This is a genomic window from Celerinatantimonas yamalensis (assembly GCF_046054155.1).
Lineage (GTDB): Bacteria > Pseudomonadota > Gammaproteobacteria > Enterobacterales > Celerinatantimonadaceae > Celerinatantimonas > Celerinatantimonas yamalensis.
The window spans coordinates 166079-184577 of the sequence record NZ_JBEQCT010000007.1; the positions used below are offsets into that span (position 1 = coordinate 166079).

The window sequence follows — 18499 nt, forward strand, 5'->3', positions numbered from 1 at the left end:
CAACCAACGCATTTGTATACTTTTTGACCGCGGATGAACATCAATCGGGGATAAACAAACATGCAACAATTCAACTGACAATAAATTTACATGATTTATTCGCAATATTTGAGTTAGGTCAAATTTATCAACATGGTTGAGTGACACAATTCAGTCGAAAAATTAACAATTATGCAAAAGGTGAGCTTCATGAGTAGTACATTTTATATTCCAGCTATCAACATTATGGGCGAAGGTGCCCTAAAAAATGCAGCCCAACAAATCCAAAATTTAGGCTTTAAACAGGCGTTGATTGTCACTGACCCTGGGATGACGAAACTGGGCGTCACTGCAGAAATTCAAACGCTACTCAAAGAGTATTCGGTTGAATGTGTGGTTTATGATGGCGTTCAACCTAACCCAACGGTTGCTAATGTGAACGCGGGTCTTGAAACTTTGCATCATCATAGTTGTGACTGCGTCATCTCTTTAGGGGGCGGTTCATCACATGACTGTGCCAAAGGAATTTCCCTGGTGGCAACCAATGGTGGCCATATCAGTGATTATGAAGGGGTGGATGTTTCTAAAAAGCCACAGCTGCCACTGATTAGTATCAATACCACAGCGGGTACGGCTTCTGAAATGACTCGCTTCTGCATCATTACCGATCAAGAACGCCACATTAAAATGGCCATTGTTGACCAGAATGTTACGCCGGTTTTATCCGTCAATGATCCTAAACTGATGGCAGGTATGCCTGCATCACTGACTGCTGCAACTGGGATGGATGCGCTAACGCATGCCGTTGAAGCTTATGTGTCAACGGCTGCGACCCCGATTACCGATGCCTGTGCGATTAAAGCCATCGAAATCATCCGCGACTCTTTGTACGAAGCAGTCCATAACGGCAGCAACATGCAAGCCCGTGAACAGATGGCTTATGCGCAATTTATGGCTGGAATGGCGTTTAACAACGCATCATTAGGTTATGTACATGCCATGGCGCATCAATTAGGTGGTTTCTATGACCTGCCTCATGGTGTTTGTAATGCCGTATTGTTGCCTCACGTACAACGCTATAACGCACAAGTCGCAGCCGCTCGTTTAACAGATGTGGCCAAAGCATTAGGTGTCGATGTGGCTGGCATGACCGAGCAACAAGGTGCAGATGCTGCAATTGCAGCAATTGTTAAACTATCACAATCTGTCAATATTCCTGCTGGTCTAAAAGGGCTAGGCGCGAAAGAAGAAGACTTCAATGTATTAGCAGATAATGCCATGAACGATGCGTGCGGATTTACCAATCCAAAACAACCCACTCACGCAGAAGTGGTCGCTATTTTTAAAGCTGCAATGTAATACGGATAAGCCTTGTGATCCTCACCACAAGGCTTTACTTTATCTACTTTCACCCGCGACACATTCACTAAGCGCATCCACGCGCTGACACGCCTCGGCTAATTGCTCGCAACTGACACTAAACGGTAATTGATGCATATCTGGCGTTGCTACCGCCATATCAAACACGGCTTGCAGTTGCTCGGCTTGCCAATTAGCTTTGATCTGCGCTAGCGAAATAGGGACATAACACGCTTGTGCTAATCGAATTGCATCGAGTAGCTGTTCATCACTGCGCCCTTCAAGGGCCAACAGTACTAAATTCCCATAACCGACCAGCAGCCCATGACCAAATTCACGAACCTCATCATCAACGGTAAAGCCATTATAGAGCGCATGTGCTGCGCTAGAATGCACGCCGCTAGCCATCGTCGCCGTCATTCCTGCATTAAGAATAATGGCATCACAGACTTGTTCAAGAGCTTCGCTCGAATGACCTTGCTCTAAAGCCTGACACGCCTTAGCGCCAAAACGCTCAATTAAGTCATAACATAAGCGGCTATTAAACGCCGTTAACTGCTGATGTCCGATTAAATTTGTTTCAGAATGTTTAAGTGAGCGATACTCATACCATTTCGCTAAGGTATCGCCTAAGCCAGCGGCCAGCCAACGAAGCGGCGAATGAGCTAACAAAGTGGTATCAACTAGCACCACGTCCGGTGCTTTGGAAAGATGATATATATCCAAAAAATGACCACTATCCAAGTAACGAACAGATAGAGGGGTCAAAGCGGCGCAGGTCGCGACGATAGTAGGGATGGTTATAATAGGTAGTTGCAGCTCATCTGCTACTGCTTTACCGGTATCCATTGCTTTACCGCCACCGACAGCGACAATGACTTGCGCTTGTTGCTCACGAGCATGCGCTTTTAAGCGCTCAATTTGAGTCACCGAGCATTCACCACCAAACCAATGGTAGCGGGTCGATTCGATCACACCAATATGTTCTTCGAGCGCTTGCAAAGCCTTATGGCCACCAATCACCATCGTTCGTGGCCCCAATCGCTGGCAATACTCAACGAGTTGTCTGGCAACATTGGCACCACGAATATAGTGGCTAGGTAGGTGAAATTCGACAGACATAATTTAGACTCCGAACAGTCATGATGAATAAAGGAATCACCATACTAACGACCGACATCCAATTAATAAATAAGTGATTAAGATAATTACAGAGCGAGTAGCATCCGCCGAGGATGTTGTCTTATTTAACTGGTAAAAAAATGCCGCCAAAGATAGGAAAATGGCAAAACCAGTACTAATGAGGGTAAAAAATTCACCACTGCAAAATTCATAATGTTAGCGATGCGAAGTCCCACTGCGATCATGATAATGCCGCCAACAGCGGAAAAATCGGCAAATGCAATGGGGTCCATATAAGGCATAATTGAGGTGGCAAGTGTAAATAAGATCGCTTGCACGCTAAACTGTACCACCGCTATCAGCGCAACGCTTGGCCCGAGGCTTATCGAGAAGATCATAGCGGTAATAAAGTCCATCATTGATTTAACCAATAACAGCTGGATATTGCCATTTAACCCTTCGGTCATCGAGCCAACCACCCCTAGCCCGCTGGCGCCAAAAACCACAATCAATGCCGTAAATTGCTGACTAAATTCACTCGGACTCAGGCTTCGCGGCACCGGCAATAGTCGATTCAATTTACGTTGTGCCCATTGTGCGGCGCGACTCACCCCCGCTTCCATAAAAATCAATTCACCGATGGCGGTCCCTAAAATCAGCGACATCACCACCACTGGAATGAAATGAGATTTATTGACCATGGTAATACCAATCGCGATAGAGGCCAACGCAAAGGTCGGTGGCAACCCTTTTTGCAAACGCTGAGGAATTAACGGCGACAACAGCGGGCCACAAAGCCCGCCCACAATAATTGCCGCACTGTTAATCAGTGGTCCCAGTATCATTGAATATCTCCTTGTCCTTTCGATTAATTGCTCCTTCAACTTGCCAGAAATGCAATGATACAGGTGGCCAACGCACGTTAGTGGTGATCTGGGTTGTTCTGAATAATCTCATTCACTGTCGTATCACCTGCCCCTAACGCTTTGGCGTTATCGAGAGTCACCTGGGCGATTGCCGTCAGAGCCTCATGGGTTAAAAACGCTTGGTGACCTGTAAAGATCACATTATGGCAAGCGGATAAGCGGCGAAAGACATCGTCTTGGATCACTTCATCCGAGAGATCTTCAAAGAAAAGATTTTGCTCATTTTCATAAACATCCAGCGCTAACCCACCTAAAAGTCCTTGTTTAAGCGCATCGATAGCAGCAACAGAATCCACCAGTTTACCACGACTGGTATTGATAAGAACTGTTTTAGGTTGCATCAATGAGAAAGCGCGGCGGTCGATTAAATAAGTACTATCAGCGGTTAACGGGCAATGTAAGCTAATCACTTTGCTCAAACTAAGCAACTCATCGAACGCAACATAACGCCCGCCGAGTTTTTCAAACTCGGCATTAGGGTAGGGATCAAAACCGATGACTTGGCAGCCGAAACCACGAAAAATTCGCGCCGTAGCCAACCCAATTTTCCCCGTACCAATCACACCAACAGTGCGTCCATGCATGTTAAAACCAGTCAGCCCTTCCAAACTAAAATTGGCATCACGAGTGCGTAGATACGCTTTATGGATACGCCGGTTTAGCGTCATCAGTAACGCAATCGCATGTTCGGCGACCGCTTCTGGCGAATAAGCAGGAACGCGGGCTACATGGATCCCCAAGCGTTTGGCACAGGCCAAGTCCACATTGTTAAACCCCGCGCAACGCATCAGTAGAATTTTGATCCCCAACTCGCTTAAAATGGTGAGCGTTTGTGCATTTATTTCGTCATTCACGAACGCACAGACAGCATCAGCGCCTTTGGCTAACGAGGCGGTTTTAGGCGTTAGTGTAATAGCAAAATAGTCCAGCTCAAATTCGTAGGTCTGATTGATTAGATCAAAATATTCGCGATCATATTTTTTAGCGCTAAATAAACAAATTTTCATAGCCTCACCTTTGTTACAGTATTTGCCAACTGGCAGATACATCACTCAAGATAGGCCTTCATCTTTGCAGGATTTGTCTCGAACAGCAAAGAACTTAGAAATATATCGAAAAGCGACTGCTGTCGTTTGATGACTCAAACAATAGAAAGTCCTTGGATTGTATTATATAAACGAATAACCTGTTGTATGATCTCCTAATCTGGAACGTTACAATGAAAGCTATGATAAAAATCGTGCTCACGACCATACTCATCGGTAGTTTGTCAGGCTGCATGTTATTTCCACCACCACATGGTGGTGGTGGTCCATCAGGTCCATCAGGTCCACAATTACATAGTGGTGATGGTGTCCACCCGATGCCAGGGCAATAGCACGAGCGAATTTGTGCATTGTGACGCGTAATCGCACTCAGACGCTGTAGCAATAAGCAGCTACAGCGTTATTCGTGCCCAAAGTTGCAGTGGTTAAATCTGTCACAAAATAAGCATCGGCTATACAACTCGATAAGCCAATGGGTCATTCTGTTTAAGCCTCTGTAAATTCTCGACAACGGCATCAAAAATCCCCTGCTGAGACAGGTGAGTCACCCCTCCGATATGGGCGCTGGCAATCACATTTTGTGCAAATAAGGGATGATCTGGATCTGCGGGTTCCTGTTCAAATACATCTAATCCCGCCCCAGCTAGGCGTTGTTGATTCAAAGCGTCAACCAATGCATCGGTGTCGACCACCCCACCGCGACCAACATTAATCACAAACGCACTCGGTTTCATCAATGCCAATCGATGGCTATTTAAAAGATGGTGGCTATCGGGAGAATCGGGCAGCGTTAAGATCACGTGATCGCTGCAAGAGAGCAAAGTGTCAAGCTGACTCATATCGGCACACCACTCTAAACCAAAGCGTTCGGCTAATGCTGTATCAGCATGGCGCTTCACCGCCAATAAGGTCATATCAAAAGCACGCAGCCGTTTGGCGATGGCTTGTCCTAACCCACCGAAGCCAATTAACCCAACCGTGCGTCCTTGTAAGGTGTCCCCGCACGGGGTGCCAAGCTGGCGTTGCTGGAGCGCTTGCGGTATAAGGCGCGCTTGACGCACCAAGGAGAGCATCATCCATACAGTTAACTCAGCCACCGAATCGGCATTACCGCTATCGCCTGTTGGCACATTGGCCACCGCAATCTTGCGCATCTCGGCTGCGGCTAAATCAACGCCTTCAAGCCCCGCCCCCACTTGCTGAATCAACTTCAACTGATTGGCCGAAGCCAGCACGGGTTCGGTGACTTTACTCATGGTTGGGATCAACACATCCACGCCGTGCAGATCGTGCAATTGATAGTGGCCTAATGCTTGCCATTCAAATTCGGGTAGCGCCTGTTGGTAACGGTAAAATATCCCGCCCCAGGCATCTTCTGGCGCTGCAAATAACACTTTCATCGTATTCTCCTATCCCTTGAAGCCTGATCGCCCGTTGAGCCATTGGCTGTTAGGGAGCACTCACACGTCGATTGCCTGTGTATGTTTCACATAATAAGATTCATCGTCGCGATTTTTCTAATCAAGATCAAGCAACTATGATCAAGAATGCACTATTACTTGGAGCGTATTGACGTTTCAGGGACGTTTTTGCAGCGAGTTGGCGGGCAGTTATTCCATTGCATGTCGTCATGCGACATAACAAATGAATAATAAATTGAATAAAACGTTGACCAGAGAGTTCGTCTGAGTAGGCTTTGCTCCTACTTTTTCATTGCCAGCCGCTCGTTACTCATGAGCAATCACGCCACATTGTTTTTCATTTCGCGAGCTGACCTTGTCAGAACCAACAAAATATAATTTTGAACCGTCGAGATACCCTAGAGAGACTGGTTTATCTAATAAGTTTTAGATAAAACATCCGAGCACTCGGCTCGGATGTTTATTGTCGAAAATCAAAAGCGTTTAGGCCATCGCGCTACGCGCTGCTTTAATATTGTCAGCGATTAAAAATGCTAACTCTAACGCCTGATCCGCATTCAAACGGGGATCGCAGTAGGTATGATAACGCTCAGCTAAGTCATGCTCGGTAATATGAAAGGCCCCGCCAACACATTCCGTCACATTACGCCCAGTCATCTCAAAATGAACCCCACCGGCATAAGAGCCTTCACTGGCATGGATCTCAAAGAAGCTTCGTACTTCGCGCAAGACATCATCAACGCGGCGAGTTTTATAACCATTAGGCGCTTTAATGGTGTTACCATGCATCGGATCACAGCTCCAAACCACATGCTTACCTTCACGCTCAATAGCACGAATCAGCGCGGGGAGATGGTCAGCGACATGATCGGCTCCCATCCGCACAATCAGATTCAAGCGGCCACCATCGTTATTCGGGTTGATGATATCAATTAAGCGTAACAACTCATCAGGATCAGTTGTTGGACCCGCTTTCAAGCCAATTGCATTTTCAATCCCCCGGGCAAACTCCACATGGGCATGATCAAGTTGACGAGTGCGATCGCCAATCCACAACATATGGGCCGCACAGTCATACCATTTGCCCGTTAAACTATCACAACGAGTCAGTGCTTGTTCATATGGCAATAACAGCGCTTCATGCGAGGTATACAAGGTCGTTTCACGCAGTTGCGGAGCAGTCTGCGAGTTAATGCCGCAGGCATTCATGAATAATAGCGATTCATCAATACGACTCGCAATATTGCGATAGCGATCCGCGAGTGGACTTTTTTCGACAAAATCCAAGTTCCACTTATGTACCTGCTGCAGATCGGCTAAGCCGCCTTGAGCAAATGCACGGAGTAGGTTTAATGTGGATGTTGACTGATGATAAGCTTTGAGCATCCGCTCTGGATCAGGAATACGGGAAGATTTATCAAAACCAATTGCATTGATGATATCACCCCGATAAGAGGGTAACTCAATCCCGTTAATCGTCTCCGTATTGGCGCTGCGTGGTTTAGCAAATTGCCCCGCCACTCGGCCAATTTTGACTACTGGTTTTTGTCCACCAAAGGTCAGCACAACGGCCATCTGCATTAGTGCTTTGAAAAAATCACGGATATGAATAGTACTAAACTCATCAAAGCTTTCAGCGCAGTCCCCGCCTTGAAGCAAAAATGCTTCGCCACGTGCAACTTTTGCCAAATCAGCTCGCAGTGCCCGTGCTTCCCCAGCAAAAACCAAAGGAGGTTGTCCGGCTAGCTGTTTTTCGACGCGATGCAAAGCATCGCTATCGGGATAGTCTGGGATCTGTTTGGCTGGTTTATCCCGCCAGCTAGACGGTGTCCATTCGGTCATTCTCTTTTCCCGTGCTCTCAATAAAAGTGCTTATAATAGGGGATTTGAAGCGCATGAAAACCCCTTCATTTAACTATTTTTCAGGTACCGGAAAATCGCTCATAAAAGGGGGCTCTCATAGGATTTCTATGCATTATTTCCCCATATTAGCGAATTTTTAAAGCAGCCGGATTACTGCTCGTTTTGATCAGGCTCGCTGCGCTCATCTGTCAGAGGAGTCAGCTTGGCTTCCACTTCACTAAGACGCTGCTCTAAATCGCTCAGCTTTTCGCGCGTACGCAGCAACACTTGCGCTTGCACATCAAAATCATCGCGGCTGACCATATCTAATTGATTCAGTTTAGCTTGCAGTAGTTGCTTCACCCGCCGCTCAAATTCATCCCCAGCTGATTTAATCCCTGAAGGCACCATCTCGCGGATCTGCTTAGCCAACTCTTCAAGTTTGTTTGGATTCAACATTTATTCACCTTGTGCTTTGAGCTACGATTGATGTGTATTGTAGTCAGTCTCACCGGTCAAACACCAGTGATTCAAATCAATTAATCGAAAAGCCGGGCAAAAATCCGTCACGGAGGACTCATGATCCAATGGCACGCGAAATCATTCACCGCACTAAGTACTCGTGAGCTGTACCAATTTTTGAAGCTGCGAGTGGATGTCTTTGTGGTTGAACAGCATTGCCCCTATCCCGAGTTAGATGGCTATGATCACCATGACAAATTGATCCATCTGATGGGCTGGCAAGATGATGTGCTTTGTTGTTATGCCCGCATTTTGCCACCGGGGCTAACCTTTGATACCCCCAGCATTGGCCGCGTCATTGTCAGCGCAACCGCTCGCGGCGGTCAGTTAGGACGCACACTGATGCAACAAGCCATAACCATCTGCCAAACCTCGTGGCCAAAGCACGCCATTACTATTGGCGCGCAGGCGCATCTACAACGTTTTTATCAATCGCTGGGGTTTACGCCAATCTCCGACATCTATTTAGAGGATGGTATCCCTCATCTAGATATGCAGTTGGGTTAATCACTGGCAATGGGAGCAAACTGACCCCGCACCAAAGCCACTAGCGGCCGAGGAGCTAACTGCAAGGTTAAACCGCGCTTACCACCACTAACAAAGATCTCGCAGCGATCCGCCGCGGAACTATCTACAAAGGTTGGTAGCGATTTTTTTTGCCCAAGTGGACTAATTCCACCTTTGATGTAACCGGTGGTTTTCTCCGCTTGGGATGGATCGGCCATCTTCATTTTTTTCATCCCTGCGGCTTTGGCTAGTTTTTTCAGATCAAGATGTCCCGCCACAGGCACCACCGCCACCACCATTTGCTTAGGATTGTGCTCATCACAGGCAATCAAAGTTTTATACATGGCACTGGGCTCGATAGCGAGTTTGCTGGCCGCTTCCTCGCCAAAGCTGGTGGATTGCGCATCATGCTCATAATGATGCAGTTGATAGTCGATTTTGGCGCGTTTAAGCGCATTAATTGCAGGTGTCATAATCGTATTAATCACTAAATGAATGATGAGCGGCTAATTGCCAAAAACGCTGCACCAGAGGTTCATGCAACCGCTTGGACAATGCGCAGATCCCCATGTCGAAGGGCTCGATAGGCACATCAACCGCCACTTTATTAATTCGCTCGCTCACTGGACTATTGGCCAGCACTACATCGGGTGCAATGCCAACCCCGCTCCCCAACGCTACCATACTAACCAACGCTTCATGGCCGGCAACCGTTGCTACAATCGGCGGATCAATGTGCATATGCTCAAACCAACTCTCCAAGCGCCGCCGGGCCGGGCCAAGCTCTGGCAAAATAAACGGCACGTGCGCCCAGTCAATGGGCTTGGCGTCGAGCATCTCTTTAGCTAAACAGTTTACTCGGGGTGCGATAATCGACAAAGGAACTTTGGTCATACTGGCAAAATTCACCGATAATGGCAGTGAATCGGGACGCGCGGCTAAGGCAACATCTGCCAAAGCATCACGAACCATGGGAACGGCCATCGCCACATCCCCGGTAAGAAGCTTAATTTCAGCCCCCGGACACACTAAGCGAAAGCGATCCAGCAGCTGCGGGAGATGGCTGTAACTGGCCGTCACGGAGCAATACACACTGAGCTCGCCCGTAAGATCCGCTCGGTCGCCACATAGATCGGCTTGCAGTTGGCGCCAATCAGCTAGCCACTGCTTGGTAAAGCGGCGAACTTGCTCACCGGATTGGGTCAGACTTACTGAGCGTTTATCGCGGGTAAAAAGCCGCGCCCCAAGCTCTTCTTCTAAGCGCATAATCGAACGGCTCAGGGTTGAGGGGCTCACATGCATTTGCTCACTAGTCCGGCCAAAGTGCAAGCTGTTGCACAGATGCAAAAATAGTTCGGCACTGCGTTGATCCATGCTTTGTCACCCCCGTCTGATTGGTATTGCATATTTTGCAATACTCTATTTCGTATATATCATTTTACGCAATACCCATGAGCTTTTATAGTAAGTTCATCAATACAATAATTAGTCTGATAGATTCTTGGAGAGCAACACACATGGCCAACTATTTTAATACGCTGACATTGCGTCAGAAATTAGCTCAATTAGGAAAATGTCGTTTTATGAACCGCAGCGAATTTGCTGATGGTTGTAACCTCATTCGTGATTGGAAAATTGTCATTATTGGATGTGGCGCGCAAGGCTTAAACCAAGGTCTCAATATGCGCGATTCCGGCCTGAATATCTCGTATGCGCTGCGTCAAGAAGCGATTGCGCAAAAACGTAAATCATTTATTCAAGCCAGCGAAAACGGCTTTACTGTGGGCACCTATGAAGAACTGATCCCAACGGCCGATATGGTGCTAAATCTAACCCCTGATAAACAGCACTCTGATGTGGTTGGCAAAGTCATGCCATTGATGAAAGAAGGGTCGGTTTTATCATACTCACACGGCTTTAATATTGTTGAAGAAGGGATGCAGATTCGTTCTGATATCACTGTTGTCATGGTCGCGCCGAAATGCCCAGGCACTGAAGTTCGCGAAGAATATAAACGCGGCTTTGGGGTTCCAACACTGATTGCGGTTCACCCTGAAAATGACCCGAATGGGAACGGCTTAGCCATCGCCAAAGCCTATGCCAGTGCCACCGGTGGTGACCGCGCTGGGGTATTGGAGTCATCTTTTGTAGCTGAAGTAAAATCTGATTTGATGGGTGAGCAAACCATTTTATGTGGCGTCTTGCAGACCGGTTCTATCCTAGCTTATGACAAGCTGGTCGCCGAAGGGACCGACCCAGGTTATGCGGCAAAACTGATTCAATACGGTTGGGAAGTGGTCACCGAAGCACTCAAATATGGTGGCATCACGAATATGATGGACCGCTTATCAAATCCGGCTAAAGTGAAATGTTTTGATCTTTCAGAACGTTTTAAAACGATTCTCACGCCACTTTTCCAAAAACATATGGATGACATTATTGAAGGCAACTTCTCATCTGGCATGATGGCTGATTGGGCCGCCGATGATAAAGACTTGCTGCGCTGGCGTGAAGAAACCGGTCAAAGCGGTTTTGAAAATGCACCTGAGAGTGATGCTGAGATTAGCGAGCAAGATTACTTTGATAAAGCGATGTTATTGGTCGCATTTGTCAAAGCAGGGGTTGAACTGGCCTTTGACACCATGGTCTCATCTGGCATCATCGCGGAATCTGCCTATTATGAATCACTGCATGAAACGCCGCTTATTGCTAACACCATTGCTCGTAAACGCCTGTATGAAATGAACGTAGTGATCTCAGACACAGCTGAATACGGTTGTTACTTGTTCTCTCACGCCGCAGTTCCGATGTTGCGGGAACTAGTTAATGAGCTCGATAGCAGCTACATCGGTGCAGATGTCAGTTGGCCAAACAACAGTGTTGATAATCAACGCTTAATGGAAGTCAATAGTGCCGTGCGCAACCACCCTGTTGAAGTGGTTGGATATAAACTACGTAGCTACATGACCGATATGAAACGGATTGTAGCGCAAAGCTTGTAAGCTTGAGCCGCCATCTAATAAGGTCACCTGCTAGGGTGACCTTATATTTTCGCGCATCGGCAATCTGTTCCGCCAATAAATAATAGTAAACCGCCCTTTTAAGAGTACGTTCCCCGACTGATAAATATCAGCCCCGAGCTCAACCAACCGCCCTCATCGCTAAATTGCTAGAGACATGAATTCACGCTATCGCTTTTAACCGCCGCTGGTATAATCGCATCTCAGATTTTTAGGGGGTTCTATGTCATATCAGCAGCGTTTTGGTGGAATTGCACGGCTATACGGCACCAAAGCTTTAGATAAGTTTGCCAACAGCCATATCTGCGTGATCGGTATCGGCGGTGTGGGCTCATGGGCCGCTGAAGCGCTGGCCCGCAGTGGTATCGGACAAATCACCCTGATTGATTTAGATGATATATGCGTCACCAATACCAACCGCCAGTCGCACACGCTTGCATCAACTATCGGTCAAGCAAAAACGGAGGTAATTAAGGCGCGCATCATGGATATCAACCCCGAAGCGAACTGTCATATTATCGATGATTTCATCACCGCAGATAACCTCAGTGAGTACATCGATGCACGCTTTGACTATGTCATTGATGCTATCGACAGCGTGAAAGCAAAAACAGCTTTAATTGCCTACTGTAAACGGCAAAAGATTAAGATCATCAGTGTCGGTGGTGCAGGCGGACAAATTGATCCCACCCAGATACAAGTTGCCGATTTAGCCAAAACGATTCAAGATCCGCTGGCTTCAAAGGTGCGCAGCGAGCTGCGTCGAAGTTATAATTTTAGTAAAAACCCCAAACGAAAATTTGGCGTGGAGTGCGTATTTTCCAGCGAGCAGTTGATCTATCCAGATGGTAATGGCGAAGTGTGCGCCGCAAAACAAACCGATGGCAGTATGCGTATGGACTGCTCTGGGGGGTTTGGCGCCGCCACGCATGTCACGGCAAGCTTTGGTCTGATAGCCGCCGGCCAAGTGTTGAAAAAGCTCGCGCTTCAAACCAATCAATCACCATCAGATGATTAATTTTCGACAATCATGGCGCATTACAGCGCCATGACAAGAGATGGCTTTAAGCGAACGTGAAACCATCCGATCGCACAACTTGAGCGATACGTGGAAAAATTACATCGATGGCCATTTGATGTTGCTCAACTGTAAATGCACTACAGGCATCCTCAACCACCACCATGTTGTAGTTCAGCTCCCAACCATGACGAACCGTTGATTCAACGCCCATGTTGGTAGCAATACCACCCATCACAATTGTTTCAATACCGCGGCGGCGCAGCTCAAGATCCAAACCCGTTCCAGTAAACGCGCCCCACTGATGTTTAGTCACCCGTAGATCGCCCTCTTGCGCAAGCCCTGGGGTTAAATCCATCCACCCTGCGGGTAATCCGCCTTCGGGGCGCTGACTGGGTTGATCCACGGCGCCTTTAGGGGTATTGGCATAGCAGGCATCCCAGCCGACATTGACTAAAACCACAGAGGCCCCAACTTGGCGAAACTGTTCTGCTAACACTTTTCCCTTTGCTACAACGACATCACTACGGTAAGGCGCAAAGTTATTCGCGATGATCCCCTCTTGAAGGTCAATTAACACTAGAGCGGTTTTTTTTGAATCGAACGCTAACATATAGTCTTCCTTTCAGTCTTTTAACAATACACCTTTTGTTCGTGCTCGCCAGCGGCAGCAAATTGCTCAACAAACAGGCTAAGTCAATTGCATGCTACAACATTTAATATCAAATGAGAATCCAATAAAAGGCGTCGAGCAATGTGCAGATAAAGCCTGATGTATCAACCATGCAGTGATAAGAGTATGATATAGACAACGTTATTGAACGAGCCACTTATGCCTGCTATCCCCATTCAACCAATCGACACCAACGAGATCACCTGTGCTAATTGTCAAGCTTGCTGCTGTCGACTCGAGGTCAGAATTTTTACTGACACGGGTGTACCCGATCGATTTTTGAATACCGATGAATGGGGCGGTGAAACCATGCGGCGGTCAGACGATGGTTGGTGCGCGGCGCTTGACAGAGACACGCTGCGCTGCAGTATCTATGAAAATCGGCCATTAATTTGCCGCGAATTCGAAATGGGCTCCCCAGAGTGCCAACTGGAGCGCGCAGAAAGCATGTCGCTGTGCAGTTAATCGCATCACTCAAAGTCCTTTCATTATTTGAGCCCAAGGATCCCTCAATTAATAACGGGTCGCTTTTATCTGACAAGGTCAACTTTTGATCAAAATAAATAAAATAAAGCTAGCTATCCATCTGTGATTGCTATAGCATTACTACCAGCTAGAAAGAAGTCTCTAATTTAAATGCTACATTTCGTTGTTTTATTCGTAACACGTCGACCTGAAGTTTCTAAGTTCCAGCTTATTTTTTGCGAATCATGCCTCTGGAAGGCAAATCTTAAATTTAATTAATCAGGTAGATAATATGTCTAATACAGTGAAAGGTACAGTTAAGTGGTTTAACGAGTCTAAAGGCTTTGGTTTTATTGAACAGCCTAATGGTCCTGACGTTTTTGCACATTTCAGTGCAATTGCAAGCACCGGCTTCAAAACTTTAGCTGAAGGTCAACAGGTTGAATTTACTGTGACTAACGGTCAGAAAGGCCCACAAGCTGAAAACATCGTTGCTATTTAATTAGCTAATCGATTGTTTTAAAGAGAGGCAAATCTTTATAGATTTGCCTTTTTTATTTCAAGTTTTATCCGCAGCACTGATGGGTCTCTGCCTATCCTTCCAGTAATTAGTCAAATATATCATGTCTTATCCCAAATTAGTTTTGCATGAGCATGCATATAGCGCTGGACATCTCATCATCAACACGTTCACTTTTAGCTTAAAATTGCAATTGACCCACACAAAAATACGACTACCTTTGAAGTTAGTCGCTAATCATTCCAATAGAATTGCTAGTTGTTCATCATTCAACGTATGAAAAATAAAGAGTCAGGTAGATCGTAAGTTGAGTTAAATAGTGATATTTTTGTATTGCTATCATCTTTTTTTGTCAGGAGAAGGGTTAAATGTATAACCCAACATGGGTTGATCAACCATCAACGATTGAACAACTATTTGAAAGCCTTGAAGAAAAATTTAACAACAATACAACTATAACTGGATTTAAACAGTTGGTGGAAATAAGAAAACAAGACTTAACCAAATGTTTTCCTAATTTAGTCAATGGTAACCTTGCCCATCTATTCGAACATCCGCAAGTGATTGAACATATTCAACAGAACTCACTGTATGAATTGACTGAAGATTGGCATTGGCTCGAAAAAAAGGCCATAAAACACTTTGGCAATATCTTAGCCTGTTGGGCACATTATGAGAAATTTTCTTTATTAAAAGATAGCCAAAATAGTTTTCCTCTTTTACAGCGCAATAATCTACCGATTGACGAATATCAATATCAATCTGAGATTGTTGACAGGATAGAATTAGACTCTAGAGTATTTTATACACTCCATTGCCCTCAGGCACTTTCTCTCGTAAATGCTATAAAACTCATCAACATCGACTTGTTTATCATTGAAAAAAAATGGTATGAGATGCTTTTTTTAATCGAATTATCTCAGCAAGGAAGCCATTTCCTGCTATATCACACGAATAAGATAGGTCAACGAATTATTGTTTCATCAGCGTTAATTCAACATTGGCATGAAAGATCTAACTGGCTTAGTTTTGATCCTTTCTTTTGTGACAATCGGTGGCAGACATGTTTCTCAACCAAACTAACTCCATATCTTTACAACACCGGAGTTTTCTATAAAAAAATATTAGAAGTCAAAAATGACTTAACCTTTTTCCACCTTATAAAAGATAAAGAATCCATATGTGAAGTCTTAAGACTGACTACCAGTGGTTCTACAAATTTTCGATTTTTTATATTGTTTTTGTGCCAAAAAAACATTATGCAAGAATTATATACCTATGGTAAAAAATTAGCCTGCACCATTATTGAACAGCCATTGATGCTTAATCTATACAAATCATTCGAGGACGTCTGTTACATCAATAAAAGCAGCCTTAATATTAACAACAACAAATCAGCAACTTACAAAGGTTTTTGGTTAATAACGACCTTGCATAATAATCTTCAGGAATGTGATTACAAAGAATATAAAAACTTAATTAAACGAAAAAACTCTTGGTGCCAAAATGATTGTTTTAGCTAAAAACATATTACAAGCTATTTTATATCCCAAAGCATTGTTATTGATTGGGGTATCGTTATTAATTTTAATATGGCTAATTTATTTTTCAAGATGTGTTTTAAAACAAAATTGGCATGCTCTCAAAACATTATATACACCGTATATTTCATACATTATATTTATAATATTTTGGATTTTATCAAATGCCTACTTTCATACAAATTTATTAGTTTGGAATGGCAACAACGCGGCTGTTTATATGGCAAAAGCTGCTAATTTATTCTCTTATTCCTCTTTTACTTTGGCCTTTTTATTTTCATGCCGACTGACATCAAAAAGACCATCTCGACATATAAAAATTTGGCAAAAATCACTTATAACAATCGCAACAGGTTATGTTTTCTATATCAATCTAATGCCAAACATAACAGTAACTAATGTCGTCATCAATGGCCCCAGTGATTTTAGCATCAACTTTGGGAATCAAACGACTTTATTTTTTACTATCTTATTTTTATTTACATCCCTAACGTTGTATAATTTTATGACGCTCAGAAAAGAGAATAATAAGGTTAAAAAAATAAAATCAGACTACATGATAGTCGGCATTACCACCTTTATGCTATCAACCATAACATTTCATATTATCTTTCCTATCTTTTTAAATAACTTTGATTACACATGGTTACCGCCAGCTTTTTCATCTGTAGAATTAATATGCTTTGGCTATGCGATCACATGCAATAGATTTTATAGCTGGAAATATATCCTATTTATTGCTATTCGATTTTCTGTGACAGCTATTGTCTACACAGTTCCAATCTATCTATTGAGATATATTGTCAGTGATAGTATGTATCTATTAACAGCACTCGCATATTCTTTTTTATATGGAAAATACTGGAACAATATAACAACTTATATCGGTCAATATATTCATCTCTTCGTTACTGGCGATAAAGAAACAACCATTGAAAAAATTTCAGCATTGTCGAATGACTTTAAACAATCATCTGATAATGCAATAAAAAAACTTTCAAAGCTATTAAATATGGATGACAATAAAGAAGTTATCATTATCGATATTAGCAATAACAATAACTACACTAATTATTTATCTAAACATGATGCAGCATTATTGCTAGATGAAATCACATATCACTACAACAACACCTCTGACAAGCTATTGAATAGAATAAAAGAACAAATGAATGAAAACCAAGCAGCAATGGTTCTACCTCTCTATGACGATCACCATTCTATTTCTCATCTATTAATAGCACCACAGAAAAAAAATGATGCAATATACCCTCATGAAGAAATATCCGCCATACAAACGCTTCTAAAAGAAGTACAAGGCTATATTCAAAATGAATATAAGGTTAAACAATCTCAGGCACTAGCTAAATCTATTGCCCATGAAATACGAAATCCACTTGCTCAAATTCAACTTCACATCGAAAAAATCGATAATCAACTCATTTGCTATGGCGCCACAACAGAGTTAAGAAAAGAAGTACAATACTGCAAAGAAGCTTTAGAGCATGGTAATCAACTTGTCGAGATAATGTTGCATGATATAGCCCAACCAGATAAAACAAAAACATCTCTACAGCAATATTTTGTTAGCCAACTCATTAAAAGTACTTTAAAACGATATGCGGGTGACTTTTCTACATTAAATAAAATACAGTTTATTTCACAATATGATTTTAAAATTAATGTTAATATCACAATGTTCGAATTCGTACTATTTAATTTATTAAAAAATGCTATCTATTATTTTGATGAATATGCAAATAGTACAATTACAATTTCTCTTGAACAGTTCGGCGACTACAATCTCGTTCATTTCACTGACTATGGCCCTGGCATTGAACCTCAAATCCAACAACGTATATTTGATAACTTCTTCACCTATCAAAAACGTGGTGGAACAGGATTAGGACTCAGTTACTGCCAGCGGGTGATGAAACTGTTTGGCGGCAAAATCCAATGCCATTCTGTATATGGAGAATTCACAACGTTCTCATTGTGGTTCCCCGTTATCACCGCAGATTTCAATATCCCTTCTACTATTCCACCGATGCCCAATTTGCCAACCTATAAAGCACTTGTCACTGACGATCAAAAATCACAACGACTGTTGATGCGCTTATATCTTGAGCAATTAGGACTGAGTGTTGTCGAAGCTCATAACGGACAGCAAGCCATTGAGGCTGTTCAAAAACATGAATTCGATATTGTATTTATGGACATCCAGATGCCTGTATTGAATGGGCTGGATGCCTGCTTACAGATAAAAAGAAACCACCCAGAACTACCTGTTATTGCACTGTCTGGAGAATCTAATACCAATGAAGTGGATCAGATCAATCAATTGATGGATGATCGTTTGCTCAAGCCCGTTAATAAGCAGGTGTTACAACAGGCAATCACTAAGTGGTTGGCTACTGACTCGCTGACTCTACACACCAAGGCTGGAGCTCACTAAACTAAAAAATGAGCAACGAGTGAAAACACCCGTCAGCTAAATAAATATCACGAATGCCTTGAAAAACCTGAGAGCTAGTCACT

At 44.0% G+C, this 18499-nt stretch carries 18 protein-coding genes; 9 read left to right on the forward strand and 9 right to left on the reverse strand.

Translation table 11 applies throughout. The annotated features are described in order from the left end of the window. The first annotated feature begins 189 nt into the window (after window positions 1–189). Entirely contained in the window at window positions 190–1338 is a 1149-nt protein-coding gene (gene yiaY, locus ABUE30_RS14380; protein WP_408624519.1) for an L-threonine dehydrogenase, read from the forward strand. A gap of 39 nt (window positions 1339–1377) precedes the next feature. On the opposite strand, the gene ABUE30_RS14385 is transcribed toward yiaY, so the two are convergent. The 3 genes from ABUE30_RS14385 to ABUE30_RS14395 all read right to left on the reverse strand — a co-directional run bounded on the left by ABUE30_RS14385 (window position 1378) and on the right by ABUE30_RS14395 (window position 4393). Continuing rightward, entirely contained in the window at window positions 1378–2460 is a 1083-nt protein-coding gene (locus tag ABUE30_RS14385) for an iron-containing alcohol dehydrogenase family protein (protein WP_408624520.1), read from the reverse strand. A gap of 125 nt (window positions 2461–2585) precedes the next feature. Then, window positions 2586–3302 carry a DUF554 domain-containing protein gene (locus ABUE30_RS14390; protein WP_408624597.1) on the reverse strand — a complete coding sequence of 239 codons (717 nt, stop codon included), beginning with the start codon at window positions 3300–3302 and terminating at the stop codon, window positions 2586–2588. Between the two features lie 80 nt (window positions 3303–3382). After that, window positions 3383–4393 carry a 2-hydroxyacid dehydrogenase gene (locus ABUE30_RS14395; protein ID WP_408624521.1) on the reverse strand — a complete coding sequence of 337 codons (1011 nt, stop codon included), beginning with the start codon at window positions 4391–4393 and terminating at the stop codon, window positions 3383–3385. 212 nt (window positions 4394–4605) lie between these two features. Here ABUE30_RS14395 and ABUE30_RS14400 point away from each other — a divergent pair, with 212 nt between their 5' ends. Next, window positions 4606–4764, forward strand: coding sequence for a hypothetical protein (locus tag ABUE30_RS14400; protein WP_408624522.1), 159 nt, complete (start codon window positions 4606–4608; stop codon window positions 4762–4764). Window positions 4765–4884: 120 nt separating this feature from the next. Here ABUE30_RS14400 and ABUE30_RS14405 read toward each other — a convergent pair whose 3' ends face one another. The 3 genes from ABUE30_RS14405 to ubiK all read right to left on the reverse strand — a co-directional run bounded on the left by ABUE30_RS14405 (window position 4885) and on the right by ubiK (window position 8154). Further along, entirely contained in the window at window positions 4885–5832 is a 948-nt protein-coding gene (locus ABUE30_RS14405; protein ID WP_408624523.1) for a 2-hydroxyacid dehydrogenase, read from the reverse strand. A gap of 504 nt (window positions 5833–6336) precedes the next feature. Further along, window positions 6337–7695 (reverse strand): class II 3-deoxy-7-phosphoheptulonate synthase, encoded by a 1359-nt coding sequence (locus tag ABUE30_RS14410; RefSeq protein WP_408624524.1) that lies wholly within the window; start codon window positions 7693–7695, stop codon window positions 6337–6339. Between the two features lie 171 nt (window positions 7696–7866). Beyond that, window positions 7867–8154, reverse strand: a complete 288-nt coding sequence (gene ubiK / locus ABUE30_RS14415) for a ubiquinone biosynthesis accessory factor UbiK (RefSeq protein ID WP_408624525.1) — start codon at window positions 8152–8154, stop codon at window positions 7867–7869. A 120-nt stretch (window positions 8155–8274) separates the two neighbouring features. On the opposite strand from ubiK, the gene ABUE30_RS14420 reads away from it, so the two are divergent. Continuing rightward, complete coding sequence (locus ABUE30_RS14420; RefSeq protein ID WP_408624526.1) at window positions 8275–8724, forward strand: GNAT family N-acetyltransferase; 450 nt, start codon at window positions 8275–8277, stop codon at window positions 8722–8724. Here ABUE30_RS14420 and ybaK read toward each other — a convergent pair. Both ybaK and ilvY read right to left on the reverse strand, forming a co-directional pair. Next, window positions 8721–9197, reverse strand: a complete 477-nt coding sequence (gene ybaK / locus ABUE30_RS14425; RefSeq protein WP_408624527.1) for a Cys-tRNA(Pro) deacylase — start codon at window positions 9195–9197, stop codon at window positions 8721–8723. The two genes, ABUE30_RS14420 and ybaK, sit on opposite strands and share 4 nt — an antisense overlap. A 7-nt stretch (window positions 9198–9204) precedes the next feature. Next, window positions 9205–10098 carry an HTH-type transcriptional activator IlvY gene (gene ilvY / locus ABUE30_RS14430; protein ID WP_408624528.1) on the reverse strand — a complete coding sequence of 298 codons (894 nt, stop codon included), beginning with the start codon at window positions 10096–10098 and terminating at the stop codon, window positions 9205–9207. 143 nt (window positions 10099–10241) lie between these two features. On the opposite strand from ilvY, the gene ilvC reads away from it, so the two are divergent. Together ilvC and tcdA are read left to right on the forward strand one after the other, a co-directional pair. After that, window positions 10242–11726, forward strand: coding sequence for a ketol-acid reductoisomerase (gene ilvC / locus ABUE30_RS14435; RefSeq protein ID WP_408624529.1), 1485 nt, complete (start codon window positions 10242–10244; stop codon window positions 11724–11726). 241 nt (window positions 11727–11967) lie between these two features. Continuing rightward, complete coding sequence (gene tcdA, locus ABUE30_RS14440; RefSeq protein WP_408624530.1) at window positions 11968–12762, forward strand: tRNA cyclic N6-threonylcarbamoyladenosine(37) synthase TcdA; 795 nt, start codon at window positions 11968–11970, stop codon at window positions 12760–12762. A gap of 46 nt (window positions 12763–12808) precedes the next feature. Here the strand turns inward: tcdA and ABUE30_RS14445 are convergent, their stop codons facing one another. Beyond that, on the reverse strand, window positions 12809–13375 hold the full coding sequence (locus tag ABUE30_RS14445) for a hydrolase (RefSeq protein ID WP_408624531.1): 567 nt from the start codon (window positions 13373–13375) through the stop codon (window positions 12809–12811). A gap of 219 nt (window positions 13376–13594) precedes the next feature. On the opposite strand from ABUE30_RS14445, the gene ABUE30_RS14450 reads away from it, so the two are divergent. The 4 genes from ABUE30_RS14450 to ABUE30_RS14465 all read left to right on the forward strand — a co-directional run bounded on the left by ABUE30_RS14450 (window position 13595) and on the right by ABUE30_RS14465 (window position 18416). Further along, the gene (locus ABUE30_RS14450; protein ID WP_408624532.1) at window positions 13595–13900 is read left to right on the forward strand and encodes a YkgJ family cysteine cluster protein; all 306 of its coding nucleotides are present in this window, start codon (window positions 13595–13597) and stop codon (window positions 13898–13900) included. Window positions 13901–14192: 292 nt separating this feature from the next. Next, window positions 14193–14402 (forward strand): cold-shock protein, encoded by a 210-nt coding sequence (locus ABUE30_RS14455; RefSeq protein WP_408624534.1) that lies wholly within the window; start codon window positions 14193–14195, stop codon window positions 14400–14402. Window positions 14403–14788: 386 nt separating this feature from the next. Next, a complete protein-coding gene (locus ABUE30_RS14460) occupies window positions 14789–15943 on the forward strand; it encodes an acyl-homoserine-lactone synthase (RefSeq protein ID WP_408624535.1) in 1155 nt (384 codons plus the stop codon). Then, on the forward strand, window positions 15927–18416 hold the full coding sequence (locus ABUE30_RS14465) for a hybrid sensor histidine kinase/response regulator (RefSeq protein ID WP_408624536.1): 2490 nt from the start codon (window positions 15927–15929) through the stop codon (window positions 18414–18416). Before ABUE30_RS14460 ends, ABUE30_RS14465 begins: the two co-directional genes overlap by 17 nt. The last annotated feature ends 83 nt before the right edge of the window (window positions 18417–18499 follow it).

Excerpts from the sequence above, each read along its gene's own strand:
- yiaY (WP_408624519.1), top strand. The coding sequence starts at position 190 with ATGAGTAGTACATTTTATATTCCAGCTATCAACATTATGGGCGAAGGT.
- ABUE30_RS14385 (WP_408624520.1), bottom strand. The coding sequence starts at position 2,460 with ATGTCTGTCGAATTTCACCTACCTAGCCACTATATTCGTGGTGCCAAT.
- ABUE30_RS14395 (WP_408624521.1), bottom strand. The coding sequence starts at position 4,393 with ATGAAAATTTGTTTATTTAGCGCTAAAAAATATGATCGCGAATATTTT.
- ABUE30_RS14400 (WP_408624522.1), top strand. The coding sequence starts at position 4,606 with ATGAAAGCTATGATAAAAATCGTGCTCACGACCATACTCATCGGTAGT.
- ABUE30_RS14405 (WP_408624523.1), bottom strand. The coding sequence starts at position 5,832 with ATGAAAGTGTTATTTGCAGCGCCAGAAGATGCCTGGGGCGGGATATTT.
- ABUE30_RS14410 (WP_408624524.1), bottom strand. The coding sequence starts at position 7,695 with ATGACCGAATGGACACCGTCTAGCTGGCGGGATAAACCAGCCAAACAG.
- ubiK (WP_408624525.1), bottom strand. The coding sequence starts at position 8,154 with ATGTTGAATCCAAACAAACTTGAAGAGTTGGCTAAGCAGATCCGCGAG.
- ABUE30_RS14420 (WP_408624526.1), top strand. The coding sequence starts at position 8,275 with ATGATCCAATGGCACGCGAAATCATTCACCGCACTAAGTACTCGTGAG.
- ybaK (WP_408624527.1), bottom strand. The coding sequence starts at position 9,197 with ATGACACCTGCAATTAATGCGCTTAAACGCGCCAAAATCGACTATCAA.
- ilvY (WP_408624528.1), bottom strand. The coding sequence starts at position 10,098 with ATGGATCAACGCAGTGCCGAACTATTTTTGCATCTGTGCAACAGCTTG.
- ilvC (WP_408624529.1), top strand. The coding sequence starts at position 10,242 with ATGGCCAACTATTTTAATACGCTGACATTGCGTCAGAAATTAGCTCAA.
- tcdA (WP_408624530.1), top strand. The coding sequence starts at position 11,968 with ATGTCATATCAGCAGCGTTTTGGTGGAATTGCACGGCTATACGGCACC.
- ABUE30_RS14445 (WP_408624531.1), bottom strand. The coding sequence starts at position 13,375 with ATGTTAGCGTTCGATTCAAAAAAAACCGCTCTAGTGTTAATTGACCTT.
- ABUE30_RS14450 (WP_408624532.1), top strand. The coding sequence starts at position 13,595 with ATGCCTGCTATCCCCATTCAACCAATCGACACCAACGAGATCACCTGT.
- ABUE30_RS14455 (WP_408624534.1), top strand. The coding sequence starts at position 14,193 with ATGTCTAATACAGTGAAAGGTACAGTTAAGTGGTTTAACGAGTCTAAA.
- ABUE30_RS14460 (WP_408624535.1), top strand. The coding sequence starts at position 14,789 with ATGTATAACCCAACATGGGTTGATCAACCATCAACGATTGAACAACTA.
- ABUE30_RS14465 (WP_408624536.1), top strand. The coding sequence starts at position 15,927 with ATGATTGTTTTAGCTAAAAACATATTACAAGCTATTTTATATCCCAAA.